At 70.5% G+C, this 23,644-nt stretch carries 17 protein-coding genes; all 17 read right to left on the minus strand.

All coding sequences use genetic code 11. The features are described 5' to 3' along the window. Positions 1–35: 35 nt before the first annotated feature. Positions 36–791 carry a uroporphyrinogen-III C-methyltransferase gene (gene cobA / locus BM066_RS07920; RefSeq protein WP_089926024.1) on the minus strand — a complete coding sequence of 252 codons (756 nt, stop codon included), beginning with the start codon at positions 789–791 and terminating at the stop codon, positions 36–38. Then, on the minus strand, positions 784–3,510 hold the full coding sequence (locus BM066_RS07925; RefSeq protein WP_089926027.1) for a nitrate reductase: 2,727 nt from the start codon (positions 3,508–3,510) through the stop codon (positions 784–786). The genes cobA and BM066_RS07925 overlap by 8 nt, the downstream gene beginning before the upstream one ends. After that, positions 3,503–3,859, minus strand: a complete 357-nt coding sequence (gene nirD, locus BM066_RS07930) for a nitrite reductase small subunit NirD (RefSeq protein WP_089926030.1) — start codon at positions 3,857–3,859, stop codon at positions 3,503–3,505. The genes BM066_RS07925 and nirD overlap by 8 nt, the downstream gene beginning before the upstream one ends. Then, positions 3,856–6,312 (minus strand): nitrite reductase large subunit NirB, encoded by a 2,457-nt coding sequence (gene nirB / locus BM066_RS07935; protein ID WP_369823238.1) that lies wholly within the window; start codon positions 6,310–6,312, stop codon positions 3,856–3,858. Before nirB ends, nirD begins: the two co-directional genes overlap by 4 nt. Before the next feature lie 25 nt (positions 6,313–6,337). Next, positions 6,338–7,561: a nitrate/nitrite transporter gene (locus BM066_RS07940; RefSeq protein WP_089926036.1), complete on the minus strand. Its 1,224-nt coding sequence runs from the start codon at positions 7,559–7,561 to the stop codon at positions 6,338–6,340. Positions 7,562–8,000: 439 nt separating this feature from the next. Beyond that, on the minus strand, positions 8,001–9,143 hold the full coding sequence (locus tag BM066_RS07945; protein WP_089926039.1) for a CmpA/NrtA family ABC transporter substrate-binding protein: 1,143 nt from the start codon (positions 9,141–9,143) through the stop codon (positions 8,001–8,003). Then, on the minus strand, positions 9,140–9,718 hold the full coding sequence (locus BM066_RS07950; protein ID WP_089926043.1) for an ANTAR domain-containing response regulator: 579 nt from the start codon (positions 9,716–9,718) through the stop codon (positions 9,140–9,142). The genes BM066_RS07945 and BM066_RS07950 overlap by 4 nt, the downstream gene beginning before the upstream one ends. A gap of 156 nt (positions 9,719–9,874) precedes the next feature. After that, complete coding sequence (locus tag BM066_RS07955) at positions 9,875–11,296, minus strand: efflux transporter outer membrane subunit (protein ID WP_089926046.1); 1,422 nt, start codon at positions 11,294–11,296, stop codon at positions 9,875–9,877. Further along, complete coding sequence (locus BM066_RS07960) at positions 11,296–14,505, minus strand: efflux RND transporter permease subunit (RefSeq protein WP_089926049.1); 3,210 nt, start codon at positions 14,503–14,505, stop codon at positions 11,296–11,298. The genes BM066_RS07955 and BM066_RS07960 overlap by 1 nt, the downstream gene beginning before the upstream one ends. Further along, positions 14,502–17,639, minus strand: a complete 3,138-nt coding sequence (locus tag BM066_RS07965) for a multidrug efflux RND transporter permease subunit (protein ID WP_089926053.1) — start codon at positions 17,637–17,639, stop codon at positions 14,502–14,504. Before BM066_RS07965 ends, BM066_RS07960 begins: the two co-directional genes overlap by 4 nt. Positions 17,640–17,647: 8 nt before the next feature. Next, positions 17,648–18,964 carry an efflux RND transporter periplasmic adaptor subunit gene (locus BM066_RS07970; protein ID WP_089926055.1) on the minus strand — a complete coding sequence of 439 codons (1,317 nt, stop codon included), beginning with the start codon at positions 18,962–18,964 and terminating at the stop codon, positions 17,648–17,650. Between the two features lie 212 nt (positions 18,965–19,176). Continuing rightward, positions 19,177–19,533 (minus strand): PilZ domain-containing protein, encoded by a 357-nt coding sequence (locus tag BM066_RS07975; protein WP_089926058.1) that lies wholly within the window; start codon positions 19,531–19,533, stop codon positions 19,177–19,179. A gap of 53 nt (positions 19,534–19,586) precedes the next feature. Then, on the minus strand, positions 19,587–20,315 hold the full coding sequence (locus BM066_RS07980) for an SDR family oxidoreductase (RefSeq protein ID WP_089926061.1): 729 nt from the start codon (positions 20,313–20,315) through the stop codon (positions 19,587–19,589). Positions 20,316–20,327: 12 nt separating this feature from the next. Continuing rightward, positions 20,328–21,545 (minus strand): UxaA family hydrolase, encoded by a 1,218-nt coding sequence (locus BM066_RS07985; protein WP_255367517.1) that lies wholly within the window; start codon positions 21,543–21,545, stop codon positions 20,328–20,330. Beyond that, the gene (locus tag BM066_RS07990; RefSeq protein ID WP_089926063.1) at positions 21,542–21,838 is read right to left on the minus strand and encodes a UxaA family hydrolase; all 297 of its coding nucleotides are present in this window, start codon (positions 21,836–21,838) and stop codon (positions 21,542–21,544) included. Before BM066_RS07990 ends, BM066_RS07985 begins: the two co-directional genes overlap by 4 nt. Continuing rightward, positions 21,835–22,875, minus strand: a complete 1,041-nt coding sequence (locus BM066_RS07995) for an aldo/keto reductase (protein ID WP_089926065.1) — start codon at positions 22,873–22,875, stop codon at positions 21,835–21,837. The genes BM066_RS07990 and BM066_RS07995 overlap by 4 nt, the downstream gene beginning before the upstream one ends. Next, positions 22,872–23,642, minus strand: coding sequence for an IclR family transcriptional regulator (locus BM066_RS08000; protein ID WP_089926068.1), 771 nt, complete (start codon positions 23,640–23,642; stop codon positions 22,872–22,874). The genes BM066_RS07995 and BM066_RS08000 overlap by 4 nt, the downstream gene beginning before the upstream one ends. Positions 23,643–23,644: the final 2 nt, after the last annotated feature.

Genomic DNA, 23,644 nt, shown 5'->3' on the forward strand with positions numbered 1-23,644 from the left:
GGCGAGGACACGTGCAAGCGCATGTCCCCGGCCTGTCAGGCCGTCCGCGCGATGGGCGCCTCGTCCGCCGCCGCGCCTTGCGCCTGGGCCGCCACCTCGCCGACCACGATGACCACCGGGCCGCCGTGGCCGCTCAGCCGGGCGCCCAGGGTTTCCAGCGTGCCGTGACAGATCCGGGCGTTCGCCCCGCCGGCCTGCTCGACCGCCACGGCCGGCGTGCCCGGCGCGCGGCCGGCGGCGATCATCCGCTCGCACAGCGCCCCGGCCATCTCGCCGCCCATATAGACCGCGAAGGTCGCCTCGGGATCGGCCGCCGCGCTCCAGTCGGCGCTCAGCTTGCCGGCCTCCAGCCGCGCGGTGGTGAACACCACGCGCCGGGCCTCGCCGCGATGGGTCAGGGGGAAGCCGAACTGGGCGGCGGCGGCGCAGGCGGCGGTGACGCCGGGCACCACCTCGACCGAGACGCCGTGCTCGCGCAGGAAGGCCGACTCCTCGCCCACCCGGCCGAACACCGAGGGGTCGCCGCCCTTCAGCCGCACCACCCGCAGGCCCTTGCGGGCCAGGCGCAGCATCAGGCGATTGATCTCGTCCTGGTGCATGCTGGGCTTGCCGGCCCGCTTGCCGGTCTGGATGCGCACGCAGCCGGCCGGGGCCAGGGCGACAGCCTCCTCGCTGATCAGGGCGTCGTAGAGCAGCGCCTGGGCGCTTTCCACCGCGCGCACGGCCCGCAGGGTCATCAGGTCGACCGGACCGGGACCGGCCCCGACGAGCAGGACTTGGGCGTCAGGCATGGGCAGGCTCCTTGCTGGAGACGGAAGCGGCGGCGATCATCCGGGCGATCTCGGGGCGGCAGGACCCGCAGTTGGTCCCCGCCCCCGTGGCGGCGCCGACCGCGTCGGGGCTGGCGGCCCCGGCGACGATGGCGGCCTGCACGGCCCTGGCGCCGACCTTCAGGCAGGCGCAGACCAGCGGCCCCTTGTCGACCGGCGCGCCGGGCGGGCGGCCGAACAGCAAGGCCGAGCGGGCCTCCTGGCTCAGCTCCGGCTCGGCGAACAGCTCGGCCAGCCAGTCGCGCGGCGGCAGGCGGCCGCTGATGGTGATGTACAGCACCGCGACCAGCCGGCCGTCGTGCAGCCAAGCGTCGCGCCGCGCGCCGGTGGCGGCGTCCTCATAGGTCACGAGTTCGCCGGTAAGCCCCTTCGACAGGGCCTTGCGCAAGGCGGCGCGCTCGACTTCGTCGCCCCGGCCGGCGAACTCGTGTTGCTGGCAGGCGTCCTGAGGGATGCGCCGCCAGACGAGGTCCAGCCCAGACGGAAGGGCGAGGCTGTCCCGCGTGAGGAAGAAGCCCTTCCAGGTCTCGCGATAGGGGCGAAGCCGGGCGGGCGTATGCTTGAACTCCGGCTGGCCGGAGGTGGGGTCGAGATTGGGCGCGATCAGGTGATTGGAGCGTCCGGACGGCGCGAAGGCGTCGGTCCAGTGCATCGGCATGAACAGGCCGCCGGGCCGCTGGCGCTCGGTGACCTTGGCCAGGGCCACGGCCTCGCCGCGCACGGTGATCACCCGGGCCAGGGCGCCGTCCTTGACGCCCAGGGCCTCGGCGTCGGCGGGGTGGACCTCGACGAACGGCTCGGGCGCGTGCCGGCACAGGTCCGGGGCCAGGCCGGTGCGGGTCATGGTGTGCCACTGGTCGCGGATACGCCCGGTGTTCAGCGACATCGGATAGGCGGCGTCGACGGCGTCGGCCGGGCCCCTGGGCCGGGTCGGGACCATGCGGGCGCGGCCGTCCGGGGTCTGGAAGCGGCCGTCCGCGAACAGGCGCGGCGTCCCCTTCCCGTCCGTCGCCACCGGCCACTGGACCGGCAGGAGTCCGGCGTAAGCCTCTGGCGTCAAAGTCGAAAGTCCCGCCAGATTCAGGAAGCGCCCCGTTTCGCCGTCGGTGTTCTCATAGGCCGTCAGGCGGGCCCATTCGCGGAACACGCTGGCCTGGGAGCTCCAGCCGAAGCCGTCGAAGCCCATGGCCTTGGCGACGTCGGCGACGATCCGCCAGTCGGCCCGGGCCTGGCCCGGCGCGGGGAACAGGGCCCGCTGGCGCGAGATCCGGCGCTCGGAATTGGTGACCGTGCCGTCCTTCTCGCCCCAGGCCAGGGCCGGCAGCTTGACGTCGGCGAAGGCCGTGGTGTCGGTCTCGACGCAATCGGACACCACCACGAACGGGCAGCGGTCCAGGGCCTCGCGCACCCGGCCGGCGTCGGGCAGGCTGATGGCGGGATTGGTGGCCATCACCCACACCGCCTTGATCTTGCCGGCGTGGATGGCCTCGAACATGTCGACGGCCTTCAGGCCCGGCGCGCGGGCGGTGTCGGGCGCGCCCCAGAAGCGGGCGACGCGGTCGCGGTCGGCCGGGGCGAAGTCCATGTGGCCGGCCAGGGTGTTGGCCATGCCGCCGGTCTCGCGCCCGCCCATGGCGTTGGGCTGACCGGTGATCGAGAACGGGCAGGCGCCCGGCTTGCCGATCCGCCCGGTGGCCAGGTGGACGTTGAGGATCGACAGCCCCTTGGCCGTACCCTGGGCCGATTGGTTGGCCCCCATCGAGAACAGACTGATGGTCTTAGGATTATCGGCGAACAGTTTGTAGAAATTCAGCAAATCGTCCAGCGCCACACCGCAGTCGGCGGCGACGGCGGCCGGCGACTGATCCAGCTCGGCCAGGGCGGCTACGACGGCGTCGAAGCCGTTGACGTGGGCGGCGATGTAGTCGCGGTCGATCGCCTCGATGCGGATCAGGTGGGCCAGCAGGCCATTCCACAGCCGCACGTCGCTCTGCGGGGCGATGGCCAGGTGCAGGTCAGCGCCCTCGGCGGTGTCGGTGCGGCGCGGGTCGATGACCACGTGCTTCTGGCCCCGCGCCCTGGCCGCCTCCATGCGTCGGAACAGCACCGGATGGGTCCAGGCGGCGTTGTGGCCGCTGAACACCACCAGGTCGGCCAGGTCCAGGTCCTCGTAGCAGCCGGGCACCAGGTCGGCGCCGAACGCCTGCTTGTGAGCGGCCACGGCCGAGGCCATGCACAGCCGGCTGTTGGTGTCGATATTGCCCGAGCCGATGAAGCCCTTCATCAGCTTGTTGGCGACGTAGTAGTCCTCGGTCAGGATCTGGCCCGAGACGTAGAAGGCCACGCTGTCGGGGCCGTGCCTGGCGATGGTGTCCTTGAAGCGCTTGGCGACCAGGGCCGTGGCGTCGGTCCAGCTGGCCGGCTTGCCGTTGATCGTCGGCTCCAGCAACCGCCCCTGCAGCCCCACCGTCGCCCCCAACGCCGTGCCCTTGGAGCACAGGCGGCCAAGATTGGCGGGATGGGTCGCATCGCCCCCCACCGACAGGGTCCTGCTGTCCGTCCCCTGGTCCGCCCCGCTGTCCGAAGACACGGCTTGGCCGACCGCGCCCGACACGCCGCAGCCCACCCCGCAATAGGGGCAGGTGGTCTTGACGAGCGGGGCGGCCGAACCGTCAGCCATGGACGTCCGAGCTCGATGGCAGGCTCAGAAGCAGGCGGCCGTCGCGGACCTCCAGCGGCACCACCGGCGTGCAGCCCTTGCCCTTGTCCGCGCCCATCGGCTCGCCCGAGGCCAGGTCGATCGACCAGTTGTGCAGCGGACAGGCCACGGCGCGGCCATGGACGATGCCCTGGCTCAGCGGCCCGCCCTTGTGCGGACAGGCGTCCATCAGGGCGAACACCTCGCCGTCGCCGGTGCGGAAGATGGCGATATCGCCGCGCGGGCTGGGCACCCGGCGGGCGCCGCGGCGGGGAATGTCGGTCACCGCCCCGACATCCACCCAGACGGGGACTTTCACGTGTGCGTTCATGCGGGGACGAACTCCATCCGGCGGCTCATGGGGGTGAATTCCTCGGTATGGCGGCCGGCCACCCGCTCGGCCCACGGGTCAATGCGGGCGAAGCGCTGCGAGAAGACGAAGCGGTCGTAGAGGGCCTTGCGCTGGTCGGGGTCGGTGACCTTGGCCTGGATGCTCTCCAGCCCCACGCGCGCCATCCACTTGTAGACCCGCTCCAGGTACCAGCCCTCCTCGCGGTACAGCTGCATGGCCGCGGCGATCACCCAGACGGCCTCGTCCTCGGTCGCCACCCGGGTCAGGATCTGGGTGCCCTGGATGTGCAGGCCGGCGGCGCCGCCGATGTGGATCTCGTAGCCGCTGTCGACACAGACCACGCCGAAGTCCTTGCAGGTGGCCTCGGCGCAGTTGCGGGGGCAGCCCGACACCGCCAGCTTGACCTTGGCGGGCGACCAGGAACCCCACAGGAACTTCTCCAGGCGGATGCCCAGGCCCGTCGAATCTTGAGTGCCGAACCGGCACCAGTCGCTGCCGACGCAGGTCTTCACCGTGCGCAAGCCCTTGGCGTAGGCGTGGCCGCTAACCATGCCCGCCGCGTTGAGGTCGGCCCAGACGGCCGGCAGGTCGTCCTTCTTGACGCCCAGCAGGTCGATCCGCTGGCCGCCGGTGACCTTGACCGCCGGGATCTGGAACTTATCGGCCACGTCGGCGATGGCCCGCAGCTCATCGGGCGTGGTCATGCCGCCCCACATGCGCGGGACGACCGAATAGGTGCCGTCCTTCTGGATGTTGGCGTGGACCCGCTCGTTGATGAAGCGCGACTGCTTGTCGTCGCGATATTCCGACGGCCAGGCGCACAGCAGGTAGTAGTTCAGGGCCGGGCGGCACGACGAGCAGCCGTCCGGGGTGGTCCATTCCATGGCCTGCATGACGGCCGGCATGGACTTCAGCTCCCACTCGACGATGGCCTTGCGGACGTCCGAGTGGGGGTGATGCGTGCACTTGCACATCGGTTTGGGGCCGGTCTGCTCCTTGAAGCCGTCGCCCAGGGTCAGCTTCAGCACCTGCTCGACCAGCGGCGTGCACGAGCCGCACGAGGCCGAGGCCTTGGTGACCGCCTTCACGTCGTCCAGGGTCGTCAGGCCCTGGGTGGTGATGGCCGAGACGATCGAACCCTTGCAGACGCCGTTGCAGCCGCAGATTTCCTGCGTATCGGGCATGGCCGCAACGGCGGCGTTAGGGTCCAGGCCGGACAGCCCTTCCGTAATGGCCTGGCCGAAGATCAGGGTCTCGCGGATGTCGGTGACCGAGGTCCCGGCCCGCATCAGGTCGAAGTACCAGTTGCCGTCGGCCGCGTCGCCGAACAGCACCGCCCCCGCGACCTTGCCGTCCTCGATGACCACGCGCTTGTAGACGCCGCGGCCGGCGTCGCGGAACACGATGTCCTCGCAGCCTTCGCCGCCCGAGAACTTGCCGGCCGAGAACACGTCGACGCCCGAGACCTTCAGGCGGGTCGACAGGACCGAGCCCTCATAGGCCCCCTCCCCGTCGGTCATCGACTCGGCCAGCGAGCGGCACATCTCCCAGATCGGCGCGACCAGGCCGTAGCAATTGCCGCGGTGCTCGGCGCATTCGCCGACCGCGAACACCGCCGGGTCGGAGGTGCGCATGGCGTCGTCGACGACCACGCCGCGATTGACCTGCAGGCCGGCGGCCTTGGCCAGGCTGGCGTTGGGGCGGATGCCGACGGCCATGACCAGCAGGTCGCACGGCAGGGTGCGGCCGTCCTTCAGCTTCAGGCCCGTGACCTGGCCGTTCTCGCCGACGATCTCCTCGGAATGGGCGCCCAGCACCGTCTCGACGCCGCGTTCGGCCAGGGCCTCGCGCAGCAGGAAGCCGGCGCTTTCGTCCAGCTGGCGCTCCATCAGCACGTCCATCAGGTGGACGACCGTCGCGGACATGCCGCGCCGGGCCAGGCCGTAGGCGGCTTCCAGGCCCAGCAGGCCGCCGCCGATCACCACGGCCTTGGCGCCCGGCTTGTTCGCGGCGGCGACCATGGCCTCGACGTCGTCGAGGTCGCGGAAGGTGACCACGCCCTTCAGGTCGATGCCCGGCAGCGGCAGGCGGAACGGATCGGAGCCCGTAGCCAGGATCAGCTTGTCGTAGGGAACCTCCAGCCCGCCCTCGGCGACCACCTTGCGGCCTTCCAGGTCGACCGCCGTGACAGCCCGCCCGGCGTGCAGGACGATGCCGTTGTCGGCGTACCAGGCCTCGTCGTTGATCACGATGTCGGCGAAGGACTTCTCCCCCGCCAGCACCGGCGACAGCATGATGCGGTTGTAGTTCACCCGCGGCTCGGTCCCGAAGATGGCGATCTCGTAGCGGCCGGGATCGCGCTTGAGGACTTCCTCGACCGCCCGGCAACCGGCCATGCCGTTGCCGATGACGACCAGCTTTTCCTTGGTCATGGTTTTGCTCACTGGAGGAAAGGGATCAGACGCGAACCGGCGCGGCGGCGTCGCCGTGCAGGGTCGGCCAGACGGCGCGCCAGCGGGCCTTCAGGCTGTGCAGGGCCACCAGGGCGAACACCGCCAGGGCCGCGAAACCGAGGAAGCCGACCTGGTAGGAGCCGGTCATCTTCTTGGCCATGCCCAGGCTGGAGGCCAGGTAGAAGCCGCCGACGCCGCCGGTCATGCCGATCAGGCCGGTCATCACGCCGATCTCCTTGCGGAACCGCTGGGGCGCCAGCTGGAACACCGCGCCGTTGCCGGCCCCCAGGGCCAACATCGAGAACATCAACACCGCCAGGGCGACATAGGCCGAGGGCATCTGGAAGCTGGCGACGGCCAGGCCGGTGGCGGCCAGGGCGAAGACGAAGCTCAGGGTCCGCACGCCGCCGAAGCGGTCGGCCAGGGCCCCGCCGACCGGGCGGATGAACGATCCGGCGAACACGCAGGCCGCGGTGAAGAAGCCGGCGGTGACCGGCGAGAGGCCGTATTCGGCGTTGAAATAGATGGTCAGGGACGAGGCCAGGCCGACGAAACCGCCGAAGGTGACGGCGTACAGCAGCATCAGCCACCAGGCGTCCGGAACCTTCAGCACGTCCAGGTACTCGGCCAGCTTCTTGGGCGCGGGCTGGTCGGGGGCGTCCTTGGCCAGCAGCATGTAGACGACGAAGGCGACCGCCAGCGGGATGGCCGCCATGCCGATCACGTTCTGCCAGCCGAAGGTCTTGGCCAGGATTGGCGCGAACAGGGCGGCCAGGGCCGTGCCCGAGTTTCCGGCGCCGGCGATGCCCAGGGCCAGGCCCTGATGCTCCTGCGGATACCAGCGCGAGGCCAGCGGCAGGGCGACGGCGAACGAGGCGCCGGCCACGCCCAGCACCAGGCCCAGGGCCAGCACCTGGTGATAGTTGTGCACGCCCAGCGACCAGGCCAGGGCCAGGCCGGTCAAGACGATCAGTTGGCCGATCATGCCCGTCTTCTTGGGACCGATGCGGTCGACCAACACGCCGTTGACCAGGCGCAGCAACGCCCCGGCCAGGACCGGAATGGCGACCATCAGGCCCTTCTGGGCGGGGTCGAGGTGGAAGTCCTTGGCGATGGCCACGCCCAGCGGGCCCAGGATCACCCAGACCATGAAGCTGAGGTCGAAATACAGGAACGCGGCGAACAGGGTCGGCGCGTGGCCGGCTTTCAGGAAATCACGAGAGATCATCGTGCGCCTCGGATGTGTGTGTCTGCGAGAGCGGGGCGCGGGCGCCCCAGGCGGGTGACCGCATCCGAGCGGTCGTCTCTGGCAGCCACGAACGCCGTTGTCCGAAGGCTTGGTCCTCATGAAGGATCAGACGGCTGACGGTGTCACGCGCCATGCTGCATTGCGGCGTGATCCAGGGCTCCATCGTGCAATTGCTCAGCAAACGAGCACGCCTTCTGCTCGAAGCATGAGCAGAAGGCGTGGGTGATGGTGAGTTGAGAGGGCGCGCGAGCGTCCATAAAGCGGAACCCGCCCCCCTAACCGGTTGTCATCCCGGAAGCCTCGCAGAGGCTGTCCGGGCCCCGGGGGACTGGGCAGAAGCGGTGCGGTTGCCCTGGATCCCGGACAAGCGCTGCGCGCTTTCCGGGATGACAACGTGAGAGAGCCGCCTGGAAGGCTCCTAGCCCCCCGCCCGTCCCACCGCGAACGACGCGGCGTAGCCTCGCACGTCGGCCGGATCGAACGGCGCGCCGTCGAACAGGGCCGAGGCCGGGGGCGCGGCGTCGGCGAACACCTGGGCCGGCTCCAGCACCGGTCCCAGCGACCGCGCCGCCTCGCGGAACAGGTCCGGCCGGTAGACGCGGTCGGCGATGGCGGCCAGGTCCAGGTCCGGCCCGACCTGCCCCCAGCGCACCATCTGCGACAGGAACCACAGGGCGTGCTCGCGGCGCGGCAGGCCGGCGGCGTCGCGATGGAAGACGATCTCGGACTTCAGGGCCCGGGCCAGGACCTCGGGCTCGACGCCCACATGGTCCGGTCGCGACAGCAGGGCCACCAGCTCGGCGTGGTTGCCCGGCTCGTCAGCCCAGGCCGAGGCGCGGATCAGGGCGCGCAGGGCCGCCCGCAGCTCGTCGCCATGGCCCTCCGCCCAGGCGGCGGTGACGCCGAACACCTTGTCCGGCCCGCCCGGCCAGAACTGCGAGGCCTTGATCAGCATCTCGCCCAGGCCTTCGTCGACGGCGACGGCGTTCCAGGGCGCGCCGACGCAGAAGCCGTCGATCTCGCCCGAGCGCAGGTGCTCGACCATGCGCGGCGGCGGGGTGACCACCAGGCGCACGTCGCGGTCCGGATCGATCCCGGCCTGGGCCAGCCAGTAGCGCAGGAAATAGTTGTGCATCGAATGCGGGAAGACCACGGCGAAGGTCAGCGGCGGAGCGCCCTGCTCCCGCCGGCGCGCGACGACGGCCGCCAGGGCCTGGGCGGTGACCAGCGGCGCGGCCAGGGCGTCGGGATGGGCCTCGGCCATCATCGCCGCCAGCCGCGTCGAGACGGTGATCCCGCTGCCGTTCTGGTTCAGGGCCAAGGGCGCCAACATCGACGCGCCCTCCAGTCCCGCCGGGGCCAGGGTCATCGGGGCCAGCATGTGGGCGCCGTCCAGCGCCCCGACCGCGACCTTGTCGCGGATCGTCGCCCACGAGGCCTCTCGGCTCAGCGCCACCTCCAACCCCTCCTCGGCGAAGAAGCCCCGCGCCTTGGCCACGACCAGCGGCGCGCAGTCGGTCAGCGGGATGAACCCCAGCGTCAGGTCGGCCAGTCCGCTCACGAGGCGTCGCCCTTCAGCACGCCGGCGAAGGCCAGCAGGTCGGCGGCGACCTGGCCGATCGGCTTGCCGCGGTCCATGGCCAGCTTGCGCAGCAGGCGATAGGCGCCGTCCTCGTCCAGACCCCGTTCCTTCATCAGCAGCCCCTTGGCCCGTTCCACGGTCTTGCGCGATTCGAGATCCGCCTTGGCCTTGGCCAGGTCGCCGTGCAGCTGCTGGGTCAGGGCGAAGCGGCTCATGGCCACGTCCAGGATCGAGCGCACCCGGCCGGGGGCTAGGCCGTCGACCACATAGGCGGCCACCCCGGCCCGCACGGCCTGCTCGGCCAAGCCCGGTTCGGAGCGGTCGACGAACATCACCACCGGTCGCGGATTGTGCTGGCCGGCCTCGCGCAGGCTTTCCAGGGTGTCGCGATCGGGACTGTCGGCGGCGATCACCACCACGTCGGGGGCGAAGGCCGCCGCCTCGCGCTCGTCGAACACGGCCGCGCGACGCACCTCCAGCGGCTGCACGCCCGCGAGCCCCTCGGCCACGAGGGCGGCGCGCGCGGGATCGGGATCGATGACAAGGACGCGCATGCCCTTCGCCCTAGGGCCGTCCGGCGGCTGGTGGGAGCGGCGAAGGGGCATCGCGGTCGGAGTTGCTCAATCAGCCTGGTATTTGCACAGCCTAGCCTGAAATAGCGGCGCCGAACGAGCAGGCAAGTCGCCACAGGCGCCGTGACGCGCCCTCTGCTAGGCCGACGCCTTCCAGCCCCCGCCCAGGGCCTGGATCAGGGCCACGGCCGTGGTCTGGCGGGCCACGGCGGCGGTCAGCAGCGCCCGCCGCGCCGACAGGGCGGAGGCCTGGGCCGTGACCACGTCCGTATAGGCCACCTGCCCCGCCTTGTACTGGTTGAGCATCATCTGCTCGGTCTGATCGGCGGCGTCCGAGCTGGTCTTCAGCAGGGCGTGGCGGCGCTCCAGGACCTGGGCGGCGGTCAATTGGTTTTCCACGTCCTCGAAAGCGGCCAAGGCGGTTTGGCGATAGTCGGCGACCGCGGCGTCGTAGGACGCCCTCGCCTGCTCCACCCGCGCCTTGCGCGCGCCGGCGTCGAACAGGGTCTGGGCCGCGGTCAGGCCCAGGGACCAGGTGTTGGCCGAGGCCTTGAACAGCTCGCCCAGGCTGGAGCCGCTGGCGGCGCCGTTGGCGCTGAGGCCCAGGGTCGGGAAGAACGCCGCCCGGACCACGCCGATGTCGGCGTTGGCGGCGGCGACCCGGCGCTCGGCGGCGGCGATGTCGGGACGGCGCTCCAGCAGGGTCGAGGGCACGCCCGCCGGGATCTCGGGCACGCGGGCGCTCCAGGCCGGATCGGCGGCCAGGCGGAAGCCGCTGGCCGGCTGGCCCACCAGGGTGGCGATGGCGTTCTCGTAGGTCGCGCGGGTTTGGCGCAGGCTCTCCAGGTCGGCCTGGGCGCCGGCCAGCTGGGTGGTGGCCTGCAGCACGTCGGACTTCGGCGCGATGGCGGCGGCGTAGCGATTCTGGGTGATCTGCAGGCTGCGCTGGTAGCCCTCGACCGTCTTCGTCACCAGGGCGATCTCGGCGTCGGCCTGGCGCAGGCCCAGATAGTTGACGGCCAGCTCGCCCTGCATCGACAGCCGGGCCCCGGCCAGGTCGGCGGCGCTGGCCTGTTCCGAGGCCTTGGCCCCGTTGATCCCCTGCCGGATCCGCCCCCAGAGGTCCGGCTCCCAGGAGGCGCCGATGCCGGCCTGGTAGCGCTGGCCGCTGCTCGAACCGCCGGCGCCGGACGTCGAGCCGGAGCCGCCCGACCTGGTCGCCGAACCCGACAGGTCGATGGTCGGGAACAGGCTGGCCCGTTGCTCGCGCACCAGGGCCCGGGCCTGGCGGTAGCCGGCCTCGGCGGCGGCGATGGTCTGGTTGGAGACATTGACCCGGGCGATCAACGCGTCCAACTGCGGATCGCCCAGCAGCGTCCACCAGTCGCCGCGGTCGATCAGGTCGCCGGGCGTGGCGACCTTCCAGCCGTCCAGGGCCTTGTAGGTCGCCGGCAGGGCCGCGGCGGTGACGTTGGGCTTCTCGTAGGCCGGACCGACCGTGCAGGCCGACAGCAGGATCAACGAAGCGCCGGCGAGAGCGAGGGGTTTGAGGGACAGCATCAGACGGGCTCCGGCGCGGAGGGCATGTGGGCCAGGTAGCGCTCGTCGCGCCTCTTGCCCCGCAGGCGGTCGAGATAGACATAGACCACCGGGGTGGTGATCAGGGTCAGCAGCTGGCTGGCGATCAGGCCGCCGATGATGGTGATCCCCAGCGGACGGCGCAGCTCGGCCCCCTCGCCGAAGCCGATGGCCAGGGGCAAGGCCCCCAGGGCGGCGGCCAGGGTGGTCATCAGGATGGGGCGGAAGCGCAGCAAGCTGGCCTCGCGCACCGCCTCGACGGCGCTCAGCCCGCGCGACCGCTGGGCCTCCAGGGCGAAGTCGATGATCAGGATGGCGTTCTTCTTGACGATGCCCAGCAGCAGGAACACCCCGATCAGGGCGATCACCGAGAACTCCATCTTGAAGATCAGCAGGGCCAGCATCGCCCCCACCCCGGCGGCCGGCAGGGTCGACAGCACGGTCAGCGGGTGGACGTAGCTCTCGTAGAGGATGCCCAGCACGATGTAGATCGCCACGATGGCGGCGGCGACCAGGAACGGCTGCTGCCGGTTCTGGTCCTGGGCGCCGCGGGCGCTGCCCTGGAAGCTGCCGCGGACATTGGTCGGCAGGGCGATGTCGGCCTCGGCCTGCTTGATGGCGGCCTGGGCGTCGCTGAGCGAGACCCCGTCCGCCAGGTTGAACGAGATGGTGGTGGCCAGCTCGCCGTTCTGGTGGTTGATCGAGGTCGGGGTGGCGGCCTGGGCGACGCTGGAGATCGCGGTCAGCGGCGCCATCGGCGTCTGGGCCGTGTTCAGGGCCGAGCCGGTCGAGGCGTCGCGCAGCGCCGGATTGACGGCCGCGCCGCTGGTGGACCTCGCCGCCGCCGCGCCGCCGGCGCTGGTCGGTACATAGACGTCGTTCAGCGCTTCGGGCCCTTGCGAGAACCGGCGGTCCCATTCCAGGATCACGGCGTACTGGTTGATGTCCTCGTAGATCGTGGCGACCTGGCGCTGGCCGAAGGCGTCGTACAGCGCGTTGTCGACCGCGCGCGGCGTGACCCCCATGCGCGAGGCGCTGTCGCGGTCGATGGTGACGAAGGTCTCGACCCCGTTCTCGGACTGGTCGCTGTCGACGTCGGTCATCACGTCGGACCTGGCCTTCATCGCCTCGGCCAGCTTGGGGGCCCAGGCCTTCAGGGCGTCGCTGGAGTCGCTGGTCAGGGTGTACTGGTAGGTCGAATTGCTCTGCCGCCCGCCCATCCGCACGTCCTGGACGGGGTTGAGGAAGACGCTGATGCCGGTGACCCGCTGCAGTTGCGGCCGCAGGCGGTTGATCACCGCCGAGCCCTTCTCCTTGCGGTCGTCGGGCCCGTCGCCCAGCGGCTTGAGATTGACGAACATGAAACCGCCGCCGGCCCGGGCGCCGCCGGTGAAGCCGACCACGGTGTCGACCGCGGGGTCCTTGCGGATGATGTCGACCACCTGGCGCAGCTTGGCCTGCATGACGTGGAACGACACGCTCTGGTCGGCGCGCAATCCGGCCTGGATCTGGCCGCTGTCCTGCTGAGGGAAGAAGCCCTTGGGCACGGCGACGTACAGCCAGGCGGTCATGGCGATCACCACAACCAGGATCAGCAGCACCAAGGGCTTGGCGGCCAGGGCCCAGTCGAGGCTGTATTCATAGGTGCGGTGGATGCGGTCGAAGCCGGCCTCGAACCAGCGGGCGATCCGCCCCGGCTCCCGACCCGCCTTGGGCGGCCACAGCAGATAGGCGCACATCATCGGCGTGGTGGTCAGCGAGATGACCAGCGAGATCATCACCGCCGCCGACAGGGTGACGGCGAATTCGCGAAACAGCCGTCCCACCTGGCCGCCCATGAACAGCAGCGGGATGAACACCGCCACCAGCGAGATGCTGATCGACAGCACCGTGAACCCGACTTCGCGCGCGCCCAGCAGGGCCGCCTGGAAGCGGTCCATGCCCTTCTCGATGTGGCGGGCGGTGTTTTCCAGCACCACGATGGCGTCGTCGACCACGAAGCCGGTGGCCACGGTGATGGCCATCAGGCTGAGGTTGTTCAGCGAGAAACCCAGCAGGTACATCACCCCGAACGTGCCCAGCAGCGAGACGATGGTCGCCGCCGCCGGGATGAAGGTGGCCCGGGCGCTGCGCAGGAAGGCGCTGACCACCAGCACCACCAGCACGATCGAGATCAGCAGGGTGACCTCGATCTCGTGCAGCGAGGCGCGGATCGAGTTGGTGCTGTCGCTGGCCACCGCCACGTTGATGTCGCCGGGCAGCTGGGCGCGCAGCTCCGGCAGGGTGGCGCGGACGCTGTCGACCGTCTGGATGATGTTGGCTCCCGGCTGGCGGGTGACCAGGATGATGATCGCCGGCTTGCCGTTGAACAGGCCCAGGGTCCGGGTGTCGGCGACGCTGTCGGTGACCTCGGCCACGTCCATCAGCCGCACCGGCGCGTCGCCGCGCCAGGCCACCACCAGGCCGGCGTAGTCGGCCGCCTTGCGCCCGCCGGGGCTGGTGTAGATCTGGAAGCGCTGGCCGGCGCCCTCGACCTGGCCCTTGGGCCGGTTGGCGTTGGTCGACTGGACGGCGGCGCGGACGTCCTCGAGCGAGACGCCGTACTTGTTGAGCAGGAACGGATTGGCCGACACGCGAACGGCCGGCAACGAACCGCCGCCGATCTCGACGTCGCCCACCCCGGTCACCTGCGACAGGCGCTGGGCCACGATGTTGGACACCGCGTCGTAGATCTGGCCCGGGGTCTTGGTGTCGCTGGTCAGGGCCAGGATGATCACCGGCGCGTCGGACGGGTTCTGCTTGCGGTAGCTGGGATTGCTGCGCAGCGTGGCCGGCAGGTCCGAACGGGCGGCGTTGATGGCCGCCTGCACTTCGCGCGCCGCGCCGTCGATGTTGCGGTTGAGATCGAACTGCAGGGTCACCCGGGCCGAGCCGGTGTTGCTCTGCGAGGTCATCTCGGTGACGCCGGGGATCACCCCCAGCCGCCGCTCCAGCGGGGTGGCGACGCTGGAGGCCATGGTCTCGGGGCTGGCGCCCGACAGGTTGGCCGAGACCGAGATGGTCGGATAGTCCACCTGCGGCAGGGGCGAGACCGGCAGCACGAAGAAGGCCGTGATCCCGGCCAGGGCCAGGCCGATGGTCAACAGGACCGTGGCGACCGGCCGCCTGATGAAGGGCGCCGACAGGTTCACGACGGCGCTCCCGGGATCGGATCCGGTTCCAGGCGGTCTAGCGCGACGTGGTCGTCATGCTCGCGGCGCAGGCCCTTGTCGGCCGGCGCGAAGCGGTCGAAGGCCAGGTAGATCACCGGGGTGGTGAACATGGTCAGCAGCTGGCTGACCAGCAGGCCGCCGAAGATGGCGATGCCCAGCGGCCGGCGCAGCTCGCCGCCCTCGCCGAAGCTCAGCATCAGCGGGACGGCCGCGAACAGGGCCGCCAGGGTCGTCATCAGGATCGGGCGGAAGCGCAGGATGGCGGCCTGGAAGATGGCGTCGCGCGGGCTCTTGCCCTGGTTGCGCTGCGCGTCGATCGCGAAGTCGATCATCATGATCGCGTTCTTCTTGACGATGCCGATCAGCAGGATGATGCCGATGATGCCGATCACGCCCAGGTCGTTGCCGGTGATCCACAGGGCCAGCAGCGCCCCCACCCCCGCCGACGGCAGGGTCGACAGGATGGTCAGCGGGTGGATGTAGCTCTCGTAGAGCACGCCCAGCACGATGTAGACGCAGACCACCGCCGCCAGGATCAGCCACAGCTGGTTGCTGAGCGAGTTCTCGTAGGCCCCGGCCGCCCCCAGGAAGGTATGGGTGACCGCCGTCGGCATGCCGATGTCCTTCATCGCCGCGCGGATGTCGTCGACCGCCTTGCCCAGCGAGACGCCCGGCGCGGTGTCGAAGCCGATCGTGGTGGCCGGGAACTGGGCGACGTGGGTCACCTGCAGCGGGGCGGTCTGCTCCTTGATGGTCGAGATCGCCGACAGCGGCGTGGGGCTGCCGCCCCCGGTCTTCAGGTTCAGCAGGCCCAGCGACTGCGGCGCGGTCAGCAGGCCGGGCTTGGCCTCCAGGATCACCCGGTACTGGTTGGTCTCGGTGAAGATGGTCGAGACGATCCGCTGGCCGAAGGCGCTGTAGAGGGCGTCGTCGATATCCGACGCCGTGATGGAAAGCCGCGCGGCGGTGTCGCGGTCGATGTCGACATAGGCCGCCGCCCCGGTGGCGCTGGCGTCGCTATAGACGTTGCGCACCGACTTCACGCTGGCCAGCCGCTCGGCCAGCTTGCCAGCCCATTCCTTGACCGTGGCGGTGTCCGAGCTTTCCAGCGACAGGCGGTAGAGGGTCGGGCCGGTCTCGGCGTCGATGGTCAGGTCCTGGGTGGGCTGCAGATAGAGGTGTACGCCCGGCACAGCGGCCGCGCGGTCGCGCAGTCGCTGCATGATCTTCTCCTGCGAGCCTTTGCGATCGGCCCTCAGGTTGATCAGCATCTGGCCGGTGTGGAGCATGGCGTTGTTGGCGCCGTCGACGCCGATGAACGAGCTGAGGCTCTCCACCGCCGGGTCGTCGAGGATGGCCCTGGCCGCTTGCTGCTGCAGTCCGGCCATGCGGTCGTACGACACCGACTGCTCGACCTCGGTGCGGGCCTGCAGCTGGCCGGTGTCCTGGGTCGGGAACAGGCCCTTGGGGATGACCAGGTAGAGGAAGGCGGTCAGGGCGAAGGTGGCCACGGCGACGACCAGGGTGGCCTTCTGGCGCTCCAGCACCCAGGCCAGGCCCTTTTCGTACTGGCGCTCGACCCGTTCGAACACCGCCTGGGACTTCCGGGCGATCCGGCCCTGGTGCTCTTCGCCGGCCGGCTTCAGCCAGCGGGCCGACAGCATCGGGGTCAGGGTCAGGGAGACCACCGCCGAGATCAGGATGGTGATCGCCAGGGTGATGGCGAACTCGCGGAACAGCCGCCCCACCACGTCGCCCATGAACAGCAGCGGAATCAGCACCGCGATCAGCGACACGGTCAGCGAGATGATCGTGAAGCCGATCTCGCGCGCGCCCTGCAGGGCCGCCGCCATCGGCTTGACGCCCTTCTCCAGGTGCCGGCTGATGTTCTCGATCATGACGATGGCGTCGTCGACCACGAAGCCGGTGGCGATGGTCAGAGCCATCAGGCTGAGGTTGTTCAGCGAGAAGCCTAGCAGATACATCACCCCGCACGAGCCGATCAGCGAGATCGGCACGGCCAGGCCGGCGATCAGGGTGGCGCGCAGGCTGTGCAGGAAGAAGAAGATCACCACCACGACCATCACCACGGCCAGCAGCAGTTCCATCTCCACGTGGTGGACCGAGCCGCGGATGCCGGTGGTGCGGTCAGCCAGCACCTTGACTTCCAGGCTGGCCGGCAGGCCCGCCTCCAGCTCCGGCAGCTTGGCCTTGATGGCGTCGACGGTCTTGATGACGTTGGCGCCGGGCTGGCGCTGGACGTTGACGATGATCGCCGGGGTCTCGTTGGCCCATGCTCCAAGGCGGGTGTTCTCGGCGCTCTGCACCACCTGGGCGATGTCGCGCAAGCGGATCGGGGCGTTGTCCTTGTAGGCGACGATCAGGTTCGAATAGTCGGCGACGGTCAGCAGCTGGTCGTTGGCGTTGATCGTGTAGGCGCGGGTGGGCCCGTCGAAGCTGCCCTTGGCGCTGTTGGCGTTGGCGCTGCTGATCGCGCTCTGCACATTGGCCAGGGTGACGCCGTAGCTGGCCATGGCCTGGGTGTCGGCCTGGATGCGGATGGCCGGGCGCTGGCCACCGCTGAGGGTGACCAGGCCCACGCCTGACACCTGGCTGACCTTCTGAGCCAGGCGGGTGTTGACCAGGTTCTGCACCTCGGTCAGCGGCAGGGTGTCGGAGGTCACCGCCAGGGTCAGGACCGGGGCGTCGGCCGGATTGACCTTGGCGTAGACCGGCGGGGCCGGCAGATCGGCCGGCAGCAGGCTGTTGGCCCCGTTGATCGCCGCCTGCACCTCCTGCTCGGCGACGTCGAGCCCTTCGCCCAGATTGAACTGCAGGGTGATGACCGAGGCCCCGGCCGTGCTGACCGAGCTCATCCGCGCCAGGCCCGCCATCTCGCCCAGCTGGCGCTCCAGCGGCGCGGTGACGGTCTGGCTCATCACCTCGGGGCTGGCCCCGGGATAGAGGGTCTGGATCTGGATCGTCGGATAGTCGACTTGCGGCAGGGCCGACAGTGGCAGCAGCCGGAAGCCGACCAGACCGGCCAGGACGATGGCCGCCATGAACAGCGCCGTGGCGACCGGCCGCTGGATGAAGGGGCGCGAGGGGTTCATGCGCCGGCCTATTGCGCCTGTTGCTGACGGCGGCGGCGATGCTCGCCGCCCTGCCCCTGGCCGCCCTCGCCCCGCTTGCCGGCCCACTTGCCCTTGCCCTGCCCGCCATGGCCGGCGGCCTGGCCCGGCAGCTGGACCTTGCCGCCCTCGCGCAGGCGGTCGCCGCCCTCGGTGATCACCTTCTCGCCGACCTGCAATCCGCTGGTCAGCGACACCTGCGATGTGGTCGAGGGGCCGGCGACGACCTTGCGCTTGTGCACCGTCTGGCCCTCGCCCAGCACCCAGACGAAGGCGCCGTCGGTGCTCTGGCGCAACGCCGTGGCCGGCACGACCACCGCGTTGCGGATGGTGTCCAGCTCCAGGCGGATATTGACGAACTGGCTGGGGAACAGGGTCCCGCCGGCGTTGGGGAACCGGGCCTTGGCCTTGACCGTGCCGGTGCCCACGTCGACGACGTTGTCGAGGGTCGAGAAGGTTCCCGTGTCGAGAGTCGTGGTCCGCGTGCGGTCCAGGGCGATGACCGGCAGCGTCGCGCCGCTGTCAGCCCGCGCGCCGATGCGCGGCACGTCGTCCTGCGGGACCGTGAACTCGACGTCGATCGGCGAGACGGTGGTGATCACCGCCACCCCGCTGGCGTCGCCCGCGCCGACATAGTTGCCGACGTCGACGACCCGCAGGCCGACCCGGCCGCTGACCGGGGCGACGATGCGGGCGTAGCCGACGTTCAGACGAGCGGTGCCGACGGCGGCTCTGTCGGCCATCACCGTGCCCTGCAGCTGCTTGACGGTCGCGGCCTGGGTGTCGACGTCCTGACGGGCGATGGAGTCCTGGGCCAGCAGCGTCTGGTAGCGCGCCAGGGTGACCTGGGCGCTGGCCAGCTGGGCCTCGTCGCGGGTCAGATTGCCCTGGGCCTGCATCAGGTTCATCTGAAACTGGCGCGGATCGATCTGCACCAGCGGCTGGCCGGCCCGGACCATCTGGCCTTCCTTGAACAGGACCTGGGTGATCACGCCCGCCACCTGCGGCCGGACGGTGACCGTCGCCGCCGGGGTCACCGTGCCCAGGGCCTCGATCACCACCGGCAGGTCGGCCTGGGTCGCGGTCGCGATCGCCACGGTGCTGGCCGGACCGCCACGCCGCCCCCCGCCGAAACCGCCGCCGAAGCCTCCGCCAGGGCCGCCCGCCCCGCCGCCCTCGCCCTTGGGCGCGTGCATCAGGCTCCAGGCCAGCCACACCACGCCGGCCAGGACCGCCAAGGCGATCGCGCCGCCGATGATTTGCGCCTTGCGGCTGACAGGGCGGATCGGTCGGCGGGGTTCGGTCATCGAGGTCTCGGGCGCGCAGGGCTAGGAGAGCGGACAAACGCTGCCGTGTCCGAAGCATCAAACGCCACGATGGCGAAACGGATGCCCGAAGCCGCATTCGCGGTTGCTCGCAGCCTTAGTTGCCCGGCCACGTTGCCGGCGCATTTCAAGGTCGAAACCTGCCGCGCCGCATCTTCGCCGCCAATGGACGGCCTCGGCGATCGCGCCGACGGCTAGGCGCCGTTCAGCCGCCAGGCGAAGCGCGTGGCGATGGTCACCGCGCCTTCCTTGCCGCCGGCCGGCCCGTCCAGCGCCTCGCTCTCGATGAACTGCAGGCCGGCTTCCTTCTGGGACCGCCAGACCACGCGCGTCAGGTGGATCCGCTTGGCGATCGAATCCACCAGGAAGATCCCTTCCTCGGGCAGGCCCATGTCGGCCAGCGAGATCCGGGCCCCGCCGTCGGCGATGTCGATCAGCGAGCACTTCCAGGCCTTGCGGCCGTCGACCAGATAGGCCTTGCGCCGGGTTGGCGTGCGGGGGTGGGCCCGCTGATCGAGACCGCGTGATCCGTATTCGACATCTGATCGCATGGCGCGACCTTAGCGCGACACGGTTAACGGATGGCGCCGCTTGCGGTGGCGCTTCAGTTGATCCAGCCGCCGTCGATGATGTGGATCTGGCCGGTGGTGAACGCCGACTCGTCGCTGGCCAGGTACAGAGCCAGTTGCGCCAGTTCCTCGGGCTTGCCCAGGCGCCCCATCGGCTGGCGCGCGGTGAAGGCTTGTCGGGCGGCCTCGTAGTCGCCGGTGTCGGCCAGGCGCTGGTTCAGCGACGGCGTCTCGACCGTGCCCGGGCAGATGGCGTTGCAGCGCACGCCCCGCCCCACGAAGTCGGCGGCCACGGCCTTGGTCAGGCCGATCACCGCGGCCTTGGTCGCCCCGTAGGCGAAGCGGCCGGGCACGCCTTTGATCGAGCTGGCCACCGACGACATGTTGACGATCGACCCGCCGCCGTTCTCCAGCATGGCCGGCAGGAAGGCGCGGATCATCCGATACATGGCGTTGACGTTCAGGTCGTTGGAGAACGCCCAGGCCGCCTCGTCGCAGTCGAGGATGGTGCCCGAATGCACGAAGCCGGCGCAGTTGAACAGCACGTCGAGCGGACCCAGTTCGGCGGCGAGGTCGGTGATGGCCTTCGGGTCCAGCACGTCCAGGCGGCGGGTCTCGCAACCCTCCACCTGGGCCAGCAGGGCCTCGTTGACGTCGGTGGCGATCACCCGCGCGCCTTCGCGGGCGAACAGCTCGGCGCTGGCCTTGCCGATGCCCTGCGCCGCCGCCGTAACCAGGGCGGTTTTGCCGGAAAGTCTTCCCATCTCGATTACTCTCTAACTGGCCCGCCGAAGCGGAAGGCAGGCCGGACCGATCGGGTCGAAGGCCTTGTAGGTGAGGATGAACTCCTGGTGGCCCAGGGCCTCGGAGACCGTGCGCTGGCCGCCCGCCACGGCCAGGACCAGGTCGTGGATCTCGGCCCCGACCTCGTCCAGGGTCCCACGCCCTTCCATGATGCGGCCGGCGTCGACGTCCATGTCGCCGCTCAGCTTGCGATAGGTCTCGGGATTGGCGCAGATCTTGATGACCGGCGAGATCGCCGAGCCGACCACCGAGCCGCGCCCGGTGGTGAACAGGGTGATGTGGGCGCCGCAGGCGATCAGCTCGACGATCTCGGCGTTGTCGGAGATGTTGGGAAAACCGAACCGCACCTCGCCGTCCGGCACCACGTCCAGTAGGTAGAGCCCGCCGCTGGGCGGCAGGTCGCCGGGCTTGAGGATGCCGACGATGGGCGCCGAGCCGGACTTGGAATAGGCCCCCATCGACTTTTCTTCCTGGGTGGTCAGCCCGCCCTCGGCGTTGCCCGGCGCGAAGCTGCCGTAGCCCATGACGGTGTAGTAGGCCTCGGCCTTCTGGACGCTGCGCTCCAGCTCCAGGCCCAGCTCCGGCGTGATCGCCCGGCTGGCCATGATCGTCTCGCAGCCGACCAGTTCGCCCGTTTCCTCGAAGACGCAGGCCGCGCCCGCGGCGCCCAGGCGGTCGAACACCCGCCCGACAGCCGGGTTGGCGGTGATGCCGCTGGTGCCGTCCGAGCCGCCGCAGATGGTGCCGATCACCAGCTCGGAGATCGCCATGGGCGCCCGCGGCGTCTGGCCGGCGACGGTCCGCAGGCGGGCGACCGCCTCCAGCCCCTTGGCGATCGTGCTGGCGGTGCCGCCGTTCTCCTGGATAACCAGGGTCTCGACCGGCCGCCCGCTGGCCTCGATGGTCGCGCGCAGCTGTTCGCGGTTGAAGCTCTCGCAGCCCAGCGAGACCAGCAGCACGCCGCCGACGTTCGGGTGGGTCGTGATCGCCTGCATGACCTTCAGCGCGTAGGCGTTGGGATAGCAGCCTGGAAAGCCGATCAGGTGGACCTCGGTGTCGTCGCTCCGGGTCACGATCGCCCGGGCGACGTGGTGGGCGCACTCGACCAGATAGGCGACGGCCACGACGTTGCGGATCCCCTTGCGGCCGTCGGCCCGCAAATAGCCGCTCAGCGCGTGCGACATGGTCATGATCCCTTCGCGCCCGTCGCCTGCCGGGTGTGGCTGGCGATGTAGTCGCTCCTCATATTGTGCAGATGGACGTGGCCGCCAGCGGCGACCGGAGCGGTGATCGAGCCGATCGGCGCGCCGTACTTGAGCACCTTGTCGCCGACCGCGAGGGCGTGGCGGGCCAGCTTGTGGCCGACAGCGACGTCCGAGATGACCGTCACGGCCTGGCCGTCGATCGTCACGGCCTGGCCGGCGTGCACGGGGGCGCTGAGCACCAGCACGTTGTCGTCGGGATGCAGCAGGATCGCGCTCATCGGGTCGTCCTGGGCGTCGGCGCGTCCGTGTGCAGCAGGTCCTCGGCGCGAAGATCGTCCCACAGCGCGTCGGGAATGGGGTGCGCCGCCCACACCAGGGCCTGGCGCACCTGGGCGGGGCTGGACATGCCGGGAATGACGCTGACGACCTGCGAGTGGGCCAGCGGGAATTGCAGGGCGGCGGCGGCCAGCGGCGTGGCGTGCGCCAGGCAGACCGCCTCCAGCCGGTGGACGCGATCAAGGATCTCGGCCGAGGCCGGGCCGTAATTGTAGTGGGCGCCGGGCTTGACGCCCTCGACCAGGACCCCCGAATTGAACGGGCCGCCCACGATGATCGACACGTCGCGGGCCGCGCAGCGCGGCAGGAAGCGGTCCAGCGCCGTCTGCTCCAGCAGGGTGTAGCGGCCGGCCAGCAGGAAGACGTCGAAGTCGCCCTCGTCCAGCGCCGCGTCGCAGATCTCCCACTCGTTGACGCCCAGGCCGATGGCGCCGACGGCGCCGCCGTCGCGCAGACCGCGCATCGCCTTGTAGCCGCCCTCGAAGAATTCGCGCCGCCGCGCGGCGTCGTCGGCGCCGTGGGTCACCGCCCCCAGATCGTGGGCCAGCAGCACATCGACATAGTCGCGTCCCAGGCGGTCCAGGCTGGCTTCGAACGAGCGCATGACGCCGTCGTAGGAGTAGTCGAACACCGGCTCGAACGGCGCGGCGCCGACGAAGCCGTGGCGTTCGGCCGCCGGGTCCGCTTCCGGCGCCGGGCGCAGCAGCCGGCCCACCTTGGTGGAGATCTTGACGTTCGCCGGCAGAGCCGCGCCCAGACGGGTCTCGCTGAGGCCGAAGCCGTAGTGCGGCGCCGTGTCGAAATAGGCGAGGCCGGCGGCCAGGGCCGCGTCGATCGTCTCGCGCGCGGCCGCGTCGCTCATGGCGGCGTAGAGGTTGCCCACCGCCGCGGCCCCGAAGCCCAGCGGCGGCAGGTTCAATCGGCCGCGGCGCTCCGCCCGGTCGCGAGGAGACGCCTGAGCGGCGTCGGTAAGGGTCACTGGAATTGGCCTCCAAGTTCCGCGGAAATCTCGTCGGCCGCCGCCCGCAGGGCGGCGATCGTGTCGGGCACGGGAATGGCCGTGGGCGTTTCGACATACGGTGAGGTCAGGGCCGCGGCGACGCCGTCCGGCCCGAAGATCGGCGCCGAGAGGTCGACCACCAGCCGGGTCACGCCGCTGGGCGCCTGGACGTACCGGTCGACCCGGGCCTGGTCGGCCCCGGCCTCGAACTTGGCCCAGACGCTCGGCGCGACGGTGGGTTCGAGGCGGGCGCGCCACTCGGCGCGAACGGTTTCAGGCTGGAAGGCGTAGAGCACCAGGCCCGAGGTCGCCTCGACGATGGCCCGATGATAGCCGACGCGCACCGAGAAGCCCTGGTTGCCCGGGGCCTCGATCCTGGCCACCACCACCATCTCGCCGGCGCTGGCCACCGCCAGGTGGCACGACTGGCCGATCACCTCGGTCAGGCGCCGCATCACGGGCAGGGCCGCCTCCAGCACGCTCCTGGCCGGCGCCCGGGTCATGCCCAGCGAGAACAGCTTGTTGGTCAACACCAGGCCGTCGCCCTCCGGGGTGTTGGCCACATAGCCCCGGTGCTCCAGGACCTGGACCATCCGGAACAGCTCGCTGACCGAACGGTTCAGCGCCGCGGCGATCTGGACCATGCCCATGGGCGCGCCGCGCGCGGCCAGCAGTTCCAGCACATCCAGGCCCTTTTCGAGGGCCGGGGCGCGGTATTTGGCGGAGATTTCCTCGGGCTCGATCATGG

The organism is Caulobacter sp. UNC279MFTsu5.1 (assembly GCF_900114015.1).
GTDB lineage: Bacteria > Pseudomonadota > Alphaproteobacteria > Caulobacterales > Caulobacteraceae > Caulobacter.